General features: G+C 70.2%; 8 protein-coding genes. All 8 read left to right on the top strand.

The features are described from left to right. Nucleotides 1-19 precede the first annotated feature (19 nt). The 8 genes from OG787_RS43505 to OG787_RS43470 all read left to right on the top strand — a co-directional run bounded on the left by OG787_RS43505 (nt 20) and on the right by OG787_RS43470 (nt 17,804). Complete coding sequence (locus tag OG787_RS43505) at nt 20-1,888, top strand: glycoside hydrolase domain-containing protein (protein WP_405538982.1); 1,869 nt, start codon at nt 20-22, stop codon at nt 1,886-1,888. After that, a complete protein-coding gene (locus OG787_RS43500) occupies nt 1,885-5,532 on the top strand; it encodes a beta-galactosidase (protein WP_405538981.1) in 3,648 nt (1,215 codons plus the stop codon). The genes OG787_RS43505 and OG787_RS43500 overlap by 4 nt, the downstream gene beginning before the upstream one ends. Next, nucleotides 5,529-9,245, top strand: coding sequence for a beta-galactosidase (locus OG787_RS43495; protein ID WP_405538979.1), 3,717 nt, complete (start codon nt 5,529-5,531; stop codon nt 9,243-9,245). Before OG787_RS43500 ends, OG787_RS43495 begins: the two co-directional genes overlap by 4 nt. After that, nucleotides 9,245-11,239 (top strand): GDSL-type esterase/lipase family protein, encoded by a 1,995-nt coding sequence (locus tag OG787_RS43490; RefSeq protein WP_405538978.1) that lies wholly within the window; start codon nt 9,245-9,247, stop codon nt 11,237-11,239. Before OG787_RS43495 ends, OG787_RS43490 begins: the two co-directional genes overlap by 1 nt. Nucleotides 11,240-11,405: 166 nt before the next feature. Further along, nucleotides 11,406-12,836 (top strand): alpha-L-fucosidase, encoded by a 1,431-nt coding sequence (locus OG787_RS43485; protein WP_405538977.1) that lies wholly within the window; start codon nt 11,406-11,408, stop codon nt 12,834-12,836. Between the two features lie 5 nt (nt 12,837-12,841). Continuing rightward, a complete protein-coding gene (locus OG787_RS43480; RefSeq protein WP_369030073.1) occupies nt 12,842-13,774 on the top strand; it encodes a hypothetical protein in 933 nt (310 codons plus the stop codon). Further along, complete coding sequence (locus tag OG787_RS43475) at nt 13,771-14,676, top strand: beta-glucosidase (protein WP_369030074.1); 906 nt, start codon at nt 13,771-13,773, stop codon at nt 14,674-14,676. Before OG787_RS43480 ends, OG787_RS43475 begins: the two co-directional genes overlap by 4 nt. A gap of 20 nt (nt 14,677-14,696) precedes the next feature. Next, on the top strand, nt 14,697-17,804 hold the full coding sequence (locus OG787_RS43470) for an alpha-N-acetylglucosaminidase TIM-barrel domain-containing protein (protein ID WP_405538976.1): 3,108 nt from the start codon (nt 14,697-14,699) through the stop codon (nt 17,802-17,804). Nucleotides 17,805-17,845: the final 41 nt, after the last annotated feature.

Genomic DNA, 17,845 nt, shown 5'->3' with positions numbered 1-17,845 from the left:
GAGAGGGAAACCCAACCCCATGGCACGAACGTCCTCAGCTGTCGCCGGTTTCGTCGCGGGCGTGGTCGTGGCAGCGAGCACCACCGCGATCGCTGTCACCGGTGCCACGACCACCGGCACCGACCTCAATTCCAAGGCCACCCCCACCTGGCTGACCGTCAAGGTCGCCGATGCCATGGGCACCAGGGACACCATCACCTGGGTTCCCACCGGTTCCTTCGCCGGCTCCGCGGAAGAGCGGGTCCCGCGCTACCCGATGACCGCCGTCCAGGGCAAGGACACCAGGGAGCTGAAGCTCTCCGCCGTACGCAACGAGCAGGTCTCGGCGCAGCTGGCGATCGCCTCCGGCCACAACCTCGACGACGTCGAAGCTGTGGTCGGCGACCTCACCGGGCCCGGCGGAGCGAAGATCTCCGGTGACGACACCCAGGTCCGGTTCGTCAAGTACGTGCCCGTGCAGCGCTCCAAGAGCGAGGTCGACTGGTCCGCCACCATCGACCAGGTCAGCTCCGGCAAGGAGGTCTCCGGCGACCGCAACCCCGACGTGGTCGGCGACGCGCTGGAGGAGCGGGACTCCGTGGACGTGCCCGCGTACGCGGCGCAGCCCCTGTGGTTCACCTTCCACATCCCGAAGGAGGCCAGGCCCGGCACCTACACCGGCACGGTGAAGGTCAGCGCCGACGGCCGCACCCAGGCCGGTTACCCACTGACCATCGAGGTCGCCGACGCGAGCGTGCCCGACCCGAAGGACTACGGCTTCTTCCTCGACGTATGGGCGCAGCCGGAGACGATCGCCAAGAACCACGGTGTCAGCCTCTGGTCCGACCAGCACTGGAAGCTGATCGAGAAGTACGACCGCGACCTGGCGTCGCGCGGCCAGAAGGTCATCAACACCACCATCGTCGACAACCCCTGGCACCACCAGTGGTCGCTCGGCACCCGGGAGTCGCAGACCGCCACGCCGTACACCAGCATGGTGGGCTGGACCTGGAACGGAAGGACGTTCTCCTTCGACTTCGGCCGCTGGGACAAGTACGTCCAGACCGCCAGACGCGCCGGTCTCGGGCCCGACATCGGCGCCTTCTCCATGCTGGCGTTCCAGGACCAGGAGCACCTCACCTACACCGACACCAGCACCGGCAGAACCGTCTACGAGAACGTCGATCTGGGCGGGAAGCGCTGGCGGGAGGCATGGGGAGCGTTCCTTCCCGCCTTCGAGAAGCATCTGAAGGCGAAGGGCTGGCTGGACAACACCTGGCTGTCCTTCGACGAGCGGCCCATCGACACCATGAGGGTCGTCAAGGACTTCGTCCACGAGGTCGCGCCGGTCTTCGACAACCGCATCTCCGTGGCCGGTTCGATCAGCACCGAGGGCGTCGCCTCCAACCTGTCCGTCGACTGGGGCGGCATCGACGCGATGACGAAGGAGAAGGCGGCGGAGCGGCGCAAGGCCGGCAAGATCACGACCTTCTACGTGTACGGCTCCCCCGCGCACCCCAACACGCTGTCGTACTCGCCCGCCGTCGAGTCGCGGATGCTGCCGTGGATCTCCGCCCAGCGGAATCTGGACGGTTTCCTGCGCTGGTCGTACAACAGCTGGACCAGCGACCCCTTCAAACAGCCGGTGCACATCTTCACGCAGGGCGACGAGTACCTGGTCTATCCGGGCAAGGACGGACCGATGTCCAGCATCCGCTGGGAGCAGCTGAAGGAGGGCATCGAGGACTACGAACTCATCGCTCAGCTGCGGAAGAAGGACGGCGGGGCCGACAGTGACGCGCTGACCGAGGCCCTCACCACCGCGACGCGGAACCTGGACGGCCGGACGAAGGACGTGGGCGACATCGAGACCGCGCGGGCGGCCGTGGTGAAGGGGCTGACGTCATGAGGGTGAAGTGGAAGTCCCTGCTGCTCGCCACGACTCTGGCTGTCATGCCCCTGACCAGTGCGCGTATCGCAACCCCGGCCCAGGCCGAAGCTCAGGCCCCGGCCCCGCACACCGTCACCTACGACCAGTACTCCGTGCAGGTCGACGGCAAGCCCCTGTACCTCTGGGGCGCCGAGTTCCACTACTTCCGGCTGCCCAGCCCCGACGCGTGGCGCGACGTGCTCCAGAAGATCAAGGCCGGCGGGTTCAACGCGGTCTCGCTCTACTTCGACTGGGGTTACCACTCCCCCAAGCCCGGCTCGTACGACTTCACCGGCATCCGCGATGTGGAGCGGCTGCTCGACGAGGCCGAGCGCGCGGGCCTGTACGTCATCGCCCGCCCGGGCCCGTACATCAACGCGGAGGTCTCCGGCGGCGGCATGCCCGCCTGGCGGAAGACACAGGCCGGCGTGAACCGCACCTCCGAGCCGGAGTACCTGGAGGCGGCCCGGGAGTGGATGAGCCGGATCAACCCGATCATCGCGCGCCACCAACTCACCCGTGGCACAGGCAATGTGATCCTCTATCAGGTCGAGAACGAGTACCAGGGCGGTCGGCACGACGCCGACTACATGCAGACCCTCATCGACTGGGCACGTGCGGACGGCATCGACGTCCCGACCTTCGTCAACGACGGCGGCGCCAACAAGAACTGGGTCAGCGGCAAGGGTGCCCCGGACATCTACGGCTTCGACGCCTACCCGCAGGGCTTCGACTGCAAGGACCCCGACACCTGGAAGAACCTGCCCGACTATTCGTACGTCAACGAGTGGAAGCCCGAGTCTCCCCTGATCATCCCGGAGGCACAGGGCGGCGCCTTCGACCCCTGGGGCGGCACCGGATACCAGGACTGCGCGAAGCTCACCGGCACCGACTTCACCCGGGTGTTCAGCAAGATGAACATCGCCGCCGGGGTGAGCGGTCAGTCCTTCTACATGACGTACGGCGGCACCAACTGGGGCTGGCTCGCCGACCCGAACGCGGTCTACACGTCGTACGACTACGGGGCCCCGATCAACGAGTCCCGCCTACTGACCGACAAGTACCAGGAGTTCAAGCGCCTCGGGTACATGGTCAACTCCGTCACCTCGCTGGCGCGCACGGACAAGGCCGAGGCGCCCGTCCCGTCGGACGACGCCCTGCGCGTCGACCGGCGGGTCAACCCCGACGACGGCACCCAGTTCTTCACCGTCCGGCACGCCGACACCCGGGTGAAGGACAAGAACGAGACGACCCTGTCGCTGACCGGCGCGGACGGCGACTATCCGCGCGTGCCGCAGCAGGGAACGATCACTGTCGACGGCCGGGACGCCAAACTCCTCGTCGCGGGCTACGACTTGAGCGAGACCCAGCGGCTCGTCTACTCCACATCCGAGATCATGACGCACGCCCGGATCGGCGACCGGGACGTGGCGCTGCTGTACGGGCGTGCAGGCGAAACCGGCGAGACCGTGCTGCGGTACCCCGAGCGGCCCGACGTCACCGTCCTCAACGGCGAGGTCACGACCGCCTGGGACGCCGAACGCGGCGACCTGCGGCTGAACTACACGCACAAGGGCTTGGCCCGCGTCCTGGTGAACGGCATGGAACTGCTGATCGCCGACACCGCCGAGACCGCCCACTGGTGGCAACAGGACACCGCCGCCGGCCCGGTCCTCGTACGCGGCCCGTCCCTCGTCCGTACGGCCGAACTGGCAGGCAGCACCCTGAAGTTGACCGGCGACTCCACGAAGGCCGCGAAGATCGAGGTCATCGCGGGCGCCAGGAAGGTGACGTGGAACGGCCGCAAGGTCGCCGTCACTCAGACACCCCGCCCGGTCGAGCTGCCCGCGCTGACGACGTGGAAGTACCAGGAGGAGGCACCGGAGGCCGCCCCGGACTTCGACGACGCCACCTGGACCACCGCCGACCACCTCACCGCCAACAACCCGGAGCTGGCCGGGTCGCTGCCGGTCCTCGCGATGGACGAGTACGGCTACCACCACGGCAACGTCTGGTACCGCGGCCGGTTCAGAACCACCGGCGCCGCGACCGCGCTCGCACTCGACGCCAACACCGGTGCGACCGGCCAGTACGCGGTCTGGCTCAACGGGAACTACTTGGGCAGCTCCGGCGACGGCACGCACACATTCGACATCCCGCCGGACACGCTCAAGGCGGAAGGCGACAACGTCCTCTCCGTCCTCGTGGAGAACGCGGGCCACAACGAGGAATGGGGCCACGACTACTCCAAGGAGCCGCGCGGTCTGCTCGGCGCCGAGGTGATCGGCGGGGCCTCGACCCTCACGTGGAAGATCCAGGGCAACCGGGGCGGTGCGGACCCGGTCGACACCGCCCGGGGTCCCTACAACAACGGTGGCCTGTACGGGGAGCGGGCCGGCTGGTCGCTCCCGGGATACCCCGACGCCGGCTGGAAGAGCACCGCTCTCGCTCAGCAGACGGGTGGGACCGGGCCTGGCGTGCGCTGGTACCGCACCTCCGCCCGGCTCGACCTGCCGCAGGGCCAGGACAACGCGATCGCGATCGATCTCGCCGAAGCCAACGGCGGCAGCACCGGCTACCGCGCCCAGATCTTCGTCAACGGCTGGCTGATCGGGCGCTACCTGCCGGACACCGGACCCCAGACACGGTTCGTCATCCCCAAGGGCATTCTGCGTGAGCAGGGCGGCAACACCATCGCCCTGGCCGTCTGGTCCACCGAGTCCGGTGCGGGCCCGGGTTCGGCGAAGCTCGTCGACCTCGGCGCCTCGGCGGGCGGGATCAAGGTCGCAACGGTGGCCGCGCCCTCGTACGACGCCAGGACGTACGCCGTGCCGGACGCCGGCGCCCGTGTCACCGTCGACGCCGAACCGTTCCTGAGCACCGGAACCGCCGCCCGGGTCCCCGTCACCCTCAGCGTGCCGAAGGACGCGCCGACCGCCCGGAACGTCGAGCTGGCGCTGAAGGTCCCGGACGGCTGGACCGCGACCACCGACGACACCACCCGTTTCGACCGGGTCCGGCCCGGCGGCACAGTGACCGCCGACTACACCGTCACCCCGCCCGGCGACCCGGTCCACTACGCCGTCCTGTCCGCGACCGCCAGGCTCACCCAGCCCGGCCGTCCCGGCACGGTCACCGGTGTACGGGCCGTGCAGGTGCCACCGCCGGGGCTGTCCGCCGACTCCTATGTGAGCGACCTGACCCTGGTCACGGCGGTCAACGGCTGGGGCCCGGTGGAAAGGGACACCTCCAACGGGGAGTCCGTGACCGGCGACGGACGCCCCCTGAGCATCGGCGGCACCGTCCACGCCAAGGGCCTCGGCGTGCACGCGAACAGCCGGGTCCGGGTCTATCTCGGCGGCGGCTGCACCCGGTTCACCGCGACCGCCGGGGTGGACGACGAGGTCGGCGACAACGGCAGCGTCTCCTTCGAGGTGATCGCCGACGGCCGCTCCCTCACCACGACCCCGGTGGTGCGCGGCTCCGACGGCGGCACCGGAATCGACGTGGACGTGGCCGACGCCCGCTGGCTGGACCTGCTGGTCGACGGGGACGGCGATGTCTCCACGGACCACGCCGACTGGGCCGACGCCAAGCTGACCTGTACGGGAGGGACCTCGTGAACCTCGCCCGAGTTCGACACCTGCGGACCGTACTGGCCGCCGCACTGGCCGCCGTGCTGCTCGCGGTCCTCTCCGTGGCGGTACCCGCCCACGCCACGGCCCCGACCGCCGCCAACCCCACGCCCCACACAGTCAGTTACGACAAGTACTCCGTCAAGGTCGACGGCGAGCGGCTCTTCGTCTGGTCCGGGGAGTTCCACTACTGGCGGCTCCCCAGCCCGGACCTGTGGCGCGACGTGCTCCAGAAGATCAAGGCGAGCGGCCTGAACGCCGTGTCGATCTACTTCGACTGGGGCTTCCACTCCCCGGCGAAGGGCGTCTACGACTTCTCCGGTGTCCGTGACGTCGACAAGCTCCTCGACATGGCCGAGGAGGCCGGGCTCTATGTCATCGCCCGGCCCGGCCCGTACATCAACGCCGAGACGGACGGCGGAGGCTTCCCCGGCTGGCTGATGACCCAGAAGGGACAGGCCCGCTCCACCGACCCCGAGTATCTCGACGCCGCCCGCGAGTGGCTCAATGAGATCGACAGGATCCTCGCCCGCCGCCAGGTCACCGACGGCGCCGGACCGGTGCTGCTCTACCAGGTCGAGAACGAGCTGTACGACCCCGAAGGCCGCGACTACATCGTCGAACTGTCCAAGCAGGTGCGCGCCGACGGCATCACCGTGCCCCTGGTGGGCAACGAGCCGATGCCGCAGTACGCGGGCGGTGAGGGCCTGGACTTCGTCGGCGAGCTGGACCAGTACAACTCCTTCTGCAAGGGCGAGTGGTGGCTGCCCGCCCTCAAGCGGCAGCAGGACGACGCCCCGCTGGCGATCTTCGAGGCGGGCACCGGCTGGTTCCAGACCTGGGGCGACACCGGCTACGAGAAGTGCCGGGAGAAGATGGGCCCCGCCTACCAGAAGATCGTCAACAAGCACGAGGTCATGCAGGGCACGACGATCGAGAACCTCTACATGACGTACGGCGGCACCAACTGGGGCTGGCTCGCCGACCCACGCCAGGTCTACACCTCGTACGACTACGGCGCACCGATCAGCGAGCCCCGCCAGACCGGCGCCGACTACGACGAGATGAAGCGGCAGGGCCTCTTCTACACGACCACAGGACCGCTCACCGCGACCGATCCGGTCGACGCGCCGGCCTCCTCCGACACCGCCGTGCACATCGAGGCCCGCGCCAACCCGGACACCGGCACCCAGTTCCTCTACCTCCGGCACAGCGACCCGATGGCCGACGCCGACGCCACCACCACCTTCGACTGGCAGACCCCGGACGGCACGTATCCGGTCACCGCACGGCTGAACGGCAAGACCGGCAAGATTCTCGTCGCCGGCCACGACCTCGGCGGCGGGCAGCGGCTCGTCTACTCCACCAGCGAGCTGCTGACCAGCACACGGACCGGTGACCGCGTGCAAGCCGTGCTGTACGGCGGCGAAGGCGACCCCGGGCAGACCGTGCTCCGCTACTCCTCCGAGCCCGAGGTCACCGTGCTGGACGGCAAGGCGGACGCCACCTGGGACGCCGAGCGCGGCGACCTGAAGCTGGACTACACCCACACCGGCCTCACCCGGGTCCTCGTCCAGGGCGGTGGCCGCCCCGATCTGGTGCTCCTCATCGGAACCGACACCGAAGCTGCCGGCTTCTGGCGGCAGGACACTGCGGCCGGTCCCGTGCTGGAACGCGGCACCGAACTGGTGCGTACGGCGTCCGTCACAGGCCGGGGGACGACGCTCGCCCTCACCGGCGACGCGAAGAAGGCGGGTCCGCTGGAGGTCTTCGCCCCGCCCGGCGTACGGAGCGTCACCTGGAACGGCGTACCGCTGAAGGTGAGACGGACCTCCTCGGGCAGCCTGCTGGGCAGCGTGCCCGGGCCGAAGGACATCAAGCTCCCCGAGCTGACCGGCTGGAAGACGGCCGCCGAAACCCCCGAGGCCGACTCGGACTTCGACGACGCGTCCTGGACGTACGCCGACAAGCTGAGCAGCAACAACCCGACCGGACCCGGGACTCTGCCGGTGCTCTACCAGGACGAGTACGGCTACCACTACGGCTATGTCTGGTACCGCGGCCGCTTCAAGGCCACCGGCACCGAGAAGTCCCTCTCCCTGACCGCCTACGCCACCAACCCGGACACCGGCTCGGCCGCGGTGGGCGCGTACTCGGTGTGGATCAACGGGACGTTCGCCGGGACGAGTCAGACCGGGCGCAAGACCTTTCCCCTCGCCGACGGATTGCTGCGCAAGGGCGAGGAGAACGTGATCTCCGTCCTGGTCGGCACCATGGGCCACAACGAGGACTTCACCTGGAACAGCGACGACCACAAGCAGCCGCGCGGCCTGACCACGGCGTATCTCGCGGGCTCCGACGCGCAGATCACCTGGCGCATCCAGGGTGCCCGGGGCGGTGAGCAGCCCGTCGACACCGTGCGCGGGCACCTGAACAACGGCGGTCTGTACGGGGAGCGTTCGGGCTGGACCCTGCCCGGCTACCCGGACCGCTCCTGGGACGACACCACGCTGCCGGTCAGTGACACCACTCCCGGTATCGCCTGGTACAGGACCACCTTCAACCCGAAGCTTCCCAAGGGCCAGGACGTCTCTGTCGGCGTCACCATCACCGACGACCCCGACCGGAACTACCGCGCCCTCATCTATGTCAACGGCTGGCTGATGGGCAACTACGTCAACGACACCGGTCCGCAGCACACGTTCCCCATCCCGAACGGCATTCTGCGCGCCGACGGCAGGAACACCGTCGCCATCGCGTCGTGGAGCGAGGACGCGAAGAGCGGCGGCCTCGGAAAGGTCGGCCTCACCACACTCGGCAATGTCACCTCCTCGTTGCAGGTCGCCGATGTGGCCGCCCCGGCCTACGACACCGCCGCCTACGCCGACCCGGCCACCCCGGCGCGGGTGACCGTCGACGCCCCCGACACCGTGGAGCCGGGCAACAGCTACCAGGTCACGGCGACGGCCGCCGTGCCGGACGACGGCAGGACGCTCCGCGACCTCACCCTGAGCCCGAAGCTGCCCGACGGCTGGACCGCGACCCCGGCCGGTCCGGTCCGGTTCGGCACCCTCAAGCCCGGTGCCTCCGCGAAAGCCCAGTGGACCGTCACCGTGCCCGCCGACCAGGAGACCGGCACCGTCGCGATCCTCCGCGTCACCGCCGACTTCACCCGCGCGGGCAAGCCCGGTTCGGTGACCGGGGAACGGGTGGTGGCGGCGCAGCCACCACCACTCACGGCCGGCGAACACTACGTCAGCGATCTGCCGTTCCAGGCCGGCAGCAACGGGTGGGGGCCGGTGGAACGCGACCAGTCCGTCGGCGAGAACGCCGAGGGTGACGGCCTGCCGCTCACCCTCCACGACACCGTGTACGAGAAGGGCCTCGGTACCCACGCCGCCAGCAGCGTGCAGGTGTGGCTCGGCGGCACCTGCACTTCCTTCCACGCCGCGCTCGGCCTCGACCAGGAGACTTATGGCCGGTCCGACGGCCCGGCCACCGTCGCCTACACCGTCCTCGCCGACGGAATCCCCGTCTACGAGAGCGGCACCGTCGACCGGGACACCGCGACGGAGCAGATCGACGTCGACATGACAGGCGCGCGCCGACTCGAACTCGTCGTCTCGGACGCCGGGGACGGCAACGCCCTCGACCACGCCGACTGGGCCGACGCCAAGCTGACCTGCGGAGGCGGTTCCTGATGCCCGTGACAAGAAGACGCGCCTCCCTCGCGACGGTCGTGGCGATCGTCCTGGCGGCCCTCCTCCCGGCGACTCCGGCCGCGGCCGGGGCCGGGGTTCCGCAGCAGGACTGGACAGGGACCTGGGCGACGGCACAGCACGCCTCGTACGACCCGGGCACCTCGGAGGTGACCGTGCGGATCCCGGTGCATGTGAGCACGGGCGGGACGAGTGTCCGGATCCGGCTGACCAATGAGTTCACCGACCAGCCGGTGACGATCGGACACGCGACCGTGGGGCGGCGCGCGAGCGGCTCGTCGGTGTCCGGCCGCCCGCGCGATCTCACGTTCGGCGGCAAGGAGGACGTGACGATCCCGGCCGGCGGGCAGGCGGCGAGCGACGGGCTGCGGATTCCCGTGGCCGCACGCAGCGATCTGGTGGTCAGCCTGTACTTCCCCGGCAGGCTCACCCATGTCAGCCAGCACTGGATGGGCCTCCAGACCGTCTACTGGACGCCCGACGGCGTCGGCGACCACGCCGAGGACGCCGGCGGCGACGCGTTCACCACGACCGACTCCACGTTCCCGTTCCTCACCGGCGTCGACGTGCGGGGCGGCCCGGCGCTGGGCTCCGTCGTCGCGCTCGGCGACTCCATCACCGACGGAGCCTCCTCCACCTCGGACGCCAACCGGCGCTGGCCCGACTACCTGGCGGCCCGGCTGTCGGCCTGTACCTCCCCCGCCGGAGTGCTGAACGAGGGCATCAGCGGCAACCGCATCACGGCCGGGACCGACGGCAACCCCTCGGCGCTGGAGCGGCTGGAGCGCGATGTGCTGTCCCAGCCGGGCGCCCGGACGATGATCCTCTTCGAGGGCGTCAACGACCTCAGCTGGGGCGGCGCCACCGGCGACCAGGTGATCGACGGCATGCGGGAGATCGCGCGACGTGCCCACGCCCGCGGGTTGCGGGTGATCGGCGCGACCGTGGTCCCGTACCGGGGCTGGGGCGACTACTGGACCGAGGCCAAGGAGGCCGACCGGCAGAAGGTCAACGCGTTCGTTCGCGACGGCGGCGTCTTCGACGGCCACGCCGACTTCGACAAGGCGGTACGGGATCCGGACGACCCCACCCGCTACGCCGCCGCGTTCGACTCCGGTGACCATCTGCATCCCAACGACACCGGGATGAAGGCGTTCGCCGACGCGGTCGACCTCACCGGCCTCGGGGCGGCCCGTGACTGCCCCTCGGCCCGCGTCCGGCTCACCCCGTACCGCCCGAGCCTCCCGACCGGCAGCGCCACTGAGATCACCGCGACCGTCACCAACACCGGCTCCAAGGCGATCACCCGGGTCGCCACCGGGCTGCGCCTGCCGGACGGCTGGACCGCCGAAGCGGAGGGCAAGACGGGCACCGACTCCCTTGCCCCAGGCGGGAGTTACGCCGTCACCTGGCGCGTCACCCCGCCCGTCGGCGCGGCATGGGGGCCGTACGACATCGGCGTGGGCGCCTCCTTCCGACAGGGCGGCCGGACGCGCCACGACACCGACGGCGTGACCGCCGACGTCACCCCCGTACCGTCCGCGGTCCAGCCCCCGTACCGGACGTTCGCCACCACCGACGACGCCCAATATGCCCAGAACGACGCCCAGTTCGCGATCTGGGCCGGCGGTCAGGACCTGGCCGGCTGGAAGGACGAGAAGGCCGCCATCCATGTGCCGGACGCCGTACCCGCCTCGGGCGGCCTCACCGCCCGCCTCGTCGGCCAGACCGGCAGCGGACCCTCCGCCAAGGCCGGGATCGCCGTCGCGAACGACCTGACCGCCCCGGAGAAGGGCGGCTACGCCGTGCTCACCATGTCCAAGTCGTACGGCGTGGAGTTCATGACCGACAGCGACGGCGACGGCGGGCTCGACACCTGGGCGGGCGGCGGTGCCTCGTACCACCCGGCCTGGCTCCGGCTCACCCGCGACGGTGCCACATACACCGCGTACGCCAGTACCGACGGCACCGTCTAGCAGCGGATCGGGACCGCGACCGTGCCGAGCGCATCCCACGACGGCGGCCTCGACGCCGGGATGGTCGCGAGCGCCGTCAACCTCAACTACCCAGGCCAGACCACCACGGCCGTCTTCGACTCCTTCTCGACCACCGACTGAGTCACCACCGACTGAGAGGCCTCCCGTGAACGTCAGCCGTAGACGCTTCCTGACCTCGGCCACTGCTCTCGGCTCAGCAGTGCTGCTGGCCCCACCCGGTACCGCCCGGGCGATCACCGGCGGCATCCCCGACTACGAGCCCACCAGGGCGTCCCTCGACACCCACCCCGTACCGCGCTGGTACAAGGACGCCAAGTTCGGCATCTTCATTCACTGGGGCGTCTACTCCGTCCCGGCCGGCTCCGCCCGGCAGATGGCCGCCGAGTGGTACCTCTGGTACCAGAGCTTCAACACCGATCCCACCTGGAAGTACCACCGCGACACCTACGGCCAGGACTTCCTCTACGACGACTTCATCCCGCAGTTCACGGCCGAGAACTACGACCCGGACGCCTGGGTGCGGCTGTTCGAGCAGGCAGGTGCCGAGTACTTCACGCTGACCAGCAAGCACCACGACGGATTCGCCCTGTGGCCGAGCGAGGTGACGGACCGTCATGCCGGGAACCACGGCCCGAAGCGTGACCTGGTCGGCGAGCTGATGACGGCCGCGCGCAGGCGCGGCACCGTACGGCCCGGCCTCTACTACTCGCTCGGGGAGTTCTTCAACCCGGCGATCGGGCGGCCGATGAGGAACTTCTACACCGGTGCGGAGGTCCCGATGACCGGCTACAGGCCGGTCGACGACTACATCGGGGACTACGAGCTGAAGCAGCTGTACGAGATCGTCGACCGCTACGACCCGGAACTGCTGTGGGCGGACGGCCAGTGGTTCCGGCCTGCCGGCGAACCGCCGTGGCGCAGTGAGGAAGCCATCTCCCACTACTACAACCAGGCCAAGAACCGCAGAAGGCCGAAGGGTGTCGTGGTCAACGACCGCTTCGACACCCACTTCGACTTCGCGACCTACGAACAGCGCACCAACCCCACGATGGACCCCCAGAAGTGGGAGTGCTGCATCACGATGGGCTACTCCTGGGGCTACAACAAGTTCGAGGTCGAGGAGGACTACAAGACCTCCGAGTTCCTCGTCCATCTGCTCGCCGACGTCACCAGCAAGAACGGCAACCTGCTGCTCAACATCGGGCCGAAGCCGGACGGCACCATCCCGGACGTCATGCAGCGGCGGCTGCGGGACATCGGCGCCTGGCTGAAGGTCAACGGGCCCGCGATCTACGGCTCGACGCCCTGGGTACGGGCGGAGGAGGAGGGCAGCGCCCTCGGCATCCGGTACACCGTCACCCCGGGCAAGTTCAACATCATCGTGCTGGGCGCCCCCGGCGGCACCCTCTCCATGCCCGCGGACATCCCTCTCTCCGCGACCTCGCGGATCCGGCTGCTCGGCCACAACCGCCCGCTGAAATGGTCCCGTTCCGACGGCAAGGTGCACATCACCGTCCCGGACACCCTGCCCAGCGAGCTCGCCAACACCTTCACCGTCGACTGGGAACGACGGTGAGCGGCGTGAGCACGCGAACGGACACCCTGGGCCCCACCCTCACCGTCACCACCGAACCCGCCGAACCGGCGGCCGGTGACACGGTCACCGCCACCGCGGCCATCGTCAACAACTGCCCGTTCCCGCTGCGCGGCGCCGTCCTGTACCTGGTGGACCCGGGCGCGACGACCGCCGCACGCACCATCCCGCTCGGTGATCTGCGCCGCGGCGCGAAGGTCACCCGCAGCTGGCGCACGTCGATGCCGTCCGACGTCGCCGGGGATGTCGCGTTCACCGCGCACCTCCTCTTCGACGTGGACGGACGCAGCGCCGACTGCGCGCGGTCCGCGAGGACCGTCAGCGTGCCCTACGAGCCGAACGGGGTGCGGGACCCGTACCGGACGTTCGCGACCACCGACGACGCCCGGTTCGGCCAGTACGGCAGCCAGTTGGTGGTCTGGGCGGGCGGCGGTGACCTGTCCGGCGGCCGTGACGAGAAAGGCGGCATCCTCCTTCCCGGCTCCGTCGCCGCGTCGAACGTGGTGCAGGTCAAGACGGTCGGCCTCAGCGGGAGCGACAACCCCAGCGCCAAGTACGGGATCGCCGTCGCCAACGACCTGACCGCCCCGGAGAAGGGCGGCTACGCCGTGCTCACCATGTCCAAGTCGTACGGCGTGGAGTTCATGACCGACAGCGACGGCGACGGACACCTCGACACCTGGGCCGGCGGCGGCTCCTCCGCCCACCCCGCCTGGCTGCGCCTGGTCCGCTCCGGCACCACCTGCACCGCGTACAGCAGCACCAACAACGGTCTCGCCTGGAACGAGATCGCGAGTGTGAGCGTGCCCTCCGCGAACGGCGCCCTGGACGCCGGGGTGGTGGCGAGCGCCGTGAACCTCAACTACCCGGGCACGACGGTCCGGGCCGTGTTCGACCACTTCACCGTGGAGGAGACGTGAACGCCTACCGCCCCGACGAGGACTTCCTCCCGCCGACCGTCTCGCTCACGGTCACCCCGCCCGCCCCCGACGCGGGCCAGGCGGTGACCCTGACGGCCACTCTCACCAACACCACCAAGATCGCGCTGCGCGCCGCGGTGCTCTATCTCGCCGTGGACGACACCGGGACACCCGACAGCCTGGGCAGCCTCGCGCCCGGACGGTCGGTGACCCGCACCTGGCAGACCCGGCTCGCCGACGACGCCGAGGGCCGGATCGTGTTCACCGCGCACGCTCTCTTCGACGTGCACCGCCACGGCTCGGACTGCACCCGCGCCGGCTCCTCCGTCCTGCTGCCGTACCGCTCACTGCCCGGGGCCTTCGACAACGCGGGGATCGCCTCCGACGGCGCCCTCACCGTCGCCAACATCGACGGCTCGAACTCCAGTCTGTCCGCCGAGGCGCTGGCATCGGTGGGACTGACCCCGGGTGCCGCGGTCACGTACGACGGGGTGCCCTTCACCTGGCCGGACACCCGGCCCGGGGGCAAGGACAACGTCGTCTCCTCCGGCCAGACCGTGCTGCTGTCGGGCTCCGGTTCGCGGCTGTCCTTTCTCGGGACCAGCACCTGGGGCGAGGGCAAGGGCAACGGCAAGGTCGTCTACGCCGACGGCACCGAGCAGGCATTCTCGGTCGCCGTCCCCGACTGGTACGGGACGAATCCCGCCGCCGCGGTGGTGGTGCCCTACCGCCACATCACCACCGGCCGGGACGACACCCCCGTCAGCCTGTTCAGCTTCGGCGTCGATCTGGCGGCCGGCAAGGAGCTGCGCTCCCTGGTCCTGCCCAAGGTCAGCGACGGCCTCCAGGCGGGCGTTCCCGCCCTGCATATCTTCGCCATGACGCTCACGACGATCAACTGAACTCTCCCGGAAGGACGTTCATGCACGACAACCGAGGCGACCTCGGCATCACCGGCAGCACAGGTGTCACCCGCAGACGGATCCTCACGGGTGCGGTCGCGCTGGGCGGCGCCGCGCTGCTGACCCGCCCGCAGGGCGCGTACGCGGCCGACGGCTCCCTGTTCGACACCGCTCCCGCCGCAGCCGCGCTGAAGCGGCTGCTTCCCGACCACCACCGGCAGCTCACCCTGCGGGCCGTCGACGACGACACCGACCGTTTCCGGGTCACCGGCCGGGCCGGGCACATCACGGTGGAGGGCACCAGCCCCGCCGTGCTGCTCACGGGCCTCCACACCTACTTACGACGGACCGTGCACGCCTCCGTCTCCTGGACCGGCGAGCAGCTGAACCTGCCGCGCACCCTCCCCGCGCCCGCCGAGGAGATCACGGGACGGGCCGACGTGCCACACCGGTTCGCCTTCAACGACACCAACGAGGGCTACACCGGCGCCTATCGCGACTGGGACGCCTGGCAGCACGAGCTGGACGTGCTGGCCGTGCACGGAGTCAACCGGGTCCTCGTCTACATCGGCGGCGACGCGGTGTACTACGACACCTTCCGCCGCTTCGGCTACTCCGACGCCGCACTGCGCGCCTGGATCCCGGCCCCCGCCCACCAGCCCTGGTGGCTGCTCCAGAACATGTCGGGCTTCGGCGGTCCGGTCTCCCGGCAGCTCATCGAGAGACGCGCCGCGCTCGCCGAGAAGATCGTCGACCGGATACGTGACCTGGGCATGACGCCGGTCCTGCCGGGCTACTACGGCAGCGTGCCGGACGACTTCCCCGCCCAGCACGGCGGGGACGCGGCGGTGGTGGCACAGGGCAGCTGGGGCGCCTTCAAACGCCCGGACTGGCTCGACCCGCGCACCACGGCTTTCGACGACGTGGCCGCCGCCTTCTACCGGGCCCAGACGGAGCGGTTCGGCGACAGCACGATGTACAAGATGGACCTGCTGCACGAGGGCGGCAACCCCGGTGACGTGCCGGTGGGCGAGGCCGCGAAGGCCGTCGAGGCGGCGCTTCAGAAGGCCCACCCGGGGGCCGTCTGGGCGATCCTCGGCTGGCAGACCAACCCGTCCAGGGCGCTGCTCGACGGCGTCGACAAGAGCCGGATGCTGATCGTGGACGGTCTGTCGGACCGCTACACCACCGTCACCGACCGCGAGCGCGACTGGGACGGCACCCCGTACGCCTTCGGCAGCATCTGGAACTTCGGCGGTCACACCCCGATGGGCGCCAACGCCCCGGACTGGGTGGAGCAGTACCCCAAGTGGCGTGACAAGGAGGGCAGTTCGCTCGCCGGTATCGCGGCGATGCCGGAGGCCGCCGACAACAACGCACCCGCCCTCGCGCTTCTCACCGACCTGGCCTGGACGCCCGGCGTCATCGACCTGGACGACTGGTTCGCCGCGTACGCCCTCTCCCGCTACGGCGGGCCCGACCGGCACGCCGCCGCGGCCTGGCAGACGATCCGCGACACCGCGTACAGCATGTCCCGCGCGGACTCCTGGAGCGAGGCACCCGACGGTCTGTTCGGTGCCCGTCCGAGTCTGACGGCGAACAAGGCCGCCGCCTGGGGCCCGGAGAAGGACCGCTACGACACCACGGCCTTCGACGCAGCTCTCACCGAACTCCTCTCCGTGCGGGCGGAGTTGAGGAGCACCTCGGCCTACCGGTACGACGTCGTCGACGTGGCCCGGCAGGTCCTGTCCAACCGCAGCCGTGTCCTGCTGCCACAGATCAAGGCCGCGCACGAGGCCGGGGAGAAGGCCCTGTTCGGCAGGCTGACCAGGACCTGGCTGGACTGGATGGACCTCCTCGACGAGTTGCTGGCGGCCTCCGGCCCGCACCTGCTCGGGCGGTGGCTCGCCGACGCGCGCTCCTGGGGCGCCGACCGGGCGGAGAAGGACCGCCTGGAGTACGACGCCCGCTCCCTCCTCACCACCTGGGGCGGACGCGCCAGCAGCGACGAGGGCCTGCACGACTACGCGAACCGGGAGTGGGCCGGGCTGGTCGGCGGCCTGTACCGGACCCGCTGGAAGACGTACTTCGCCGCGCTGACCGCCGGCAAGGACCCGGCGACGATCGACTGGTTCGCCCTGGAGGACCGCTGGGCACACTCCCACGAAACGCACCCCACCGAACCCCACGGCTCCCCGTACGCCCTGGCTCGCCGCGTGCGCGACCTGCTCGCCGCCACTCCCCATCAGGCGGCCCTCACCGCGGGAGCCGACCGGGGAGCGGTGGCCGAGGGCACGCCCGCGACGGTGACGGTCGCCTTCACCAACAAGAACGGCTTCGCCGCGGCACGCGGCGTGACCCTCTCCGTCACCGCCCCCGAGGGCATGGCGGCGAAGCCGCTCGAACCGGCGAGCACCGCGTCGGTGGCGCCCGGCGAAACGTTCACCGCTCGCTTCGAGGTCTCCCTGGCGGGTGAACCGACGCAACTGGTCGGCCGGGTCGTCGCGGTGGCGGCGTACGCGGGTGGCGGGAAGGTGGTCGCGCCGCTGCGGCTGGTGGCCGCGGCCGGGGTCGGCGACCCGTACCGCACGGTCTCCTCCAACGACGCCGTGTTCGGCCAAGCCGGCGACGAGATCGCCGTCGAGGGCGCCGGAGCCGACCTGTGGGGCGCCACCAACGAGTTCGGGGCGGTGTACCGGGCGGGCGCGTACAGCGACGGAACAGTGGCCGAGGTGACGGTCACGTCCCAGGACGCGACCGGGGGCTGGGCACGGGCGGGCCTCGTCGTCCGCAACGACCTGGACACGCAGGGAAGCACGGGCTATGTGAACCTGGCGGTCACACCGTCCAACGGCTGCGCGCTGAGCTGGGACGCCGACGGCGACGGCCGTCTCGACTCGATCGCGCTGGCGGGCTCCTTCACCGCTCCGGTGCGGCTGCGACTGACCAGGTCCGGCGCCTCGTACACCGGGGAGGTCAGCACGGACGGCGTCACCTGGACGACGGTGGGCACGGCCCTGCCGGGAGGCTCGGCCGCCACACAGGACGTCGGGGTCTTCATGACCGCGGCCAACGGCTGGACCGGCGCACGGGGCATCGCCACGTTCGACGGATTCACCGTGGGCTGACCTCTCTGACCATGACGCCCGCTGTCAGCACGCCCAGGCGG

The organism is Streptomyces sp. NBC_00075, from assembly GCF_045041225.1.
GTDB lineage: Bacteria > Actinomycetota > Actinomycetes > Streptomycetales > Streptomycetaceae > Streptomyces > Streptomyces adonidis.
Note: the sequence above shows the minus strand (reverse complement) of the source record. Positions and strands in the feature narration are given on the sequence as shown.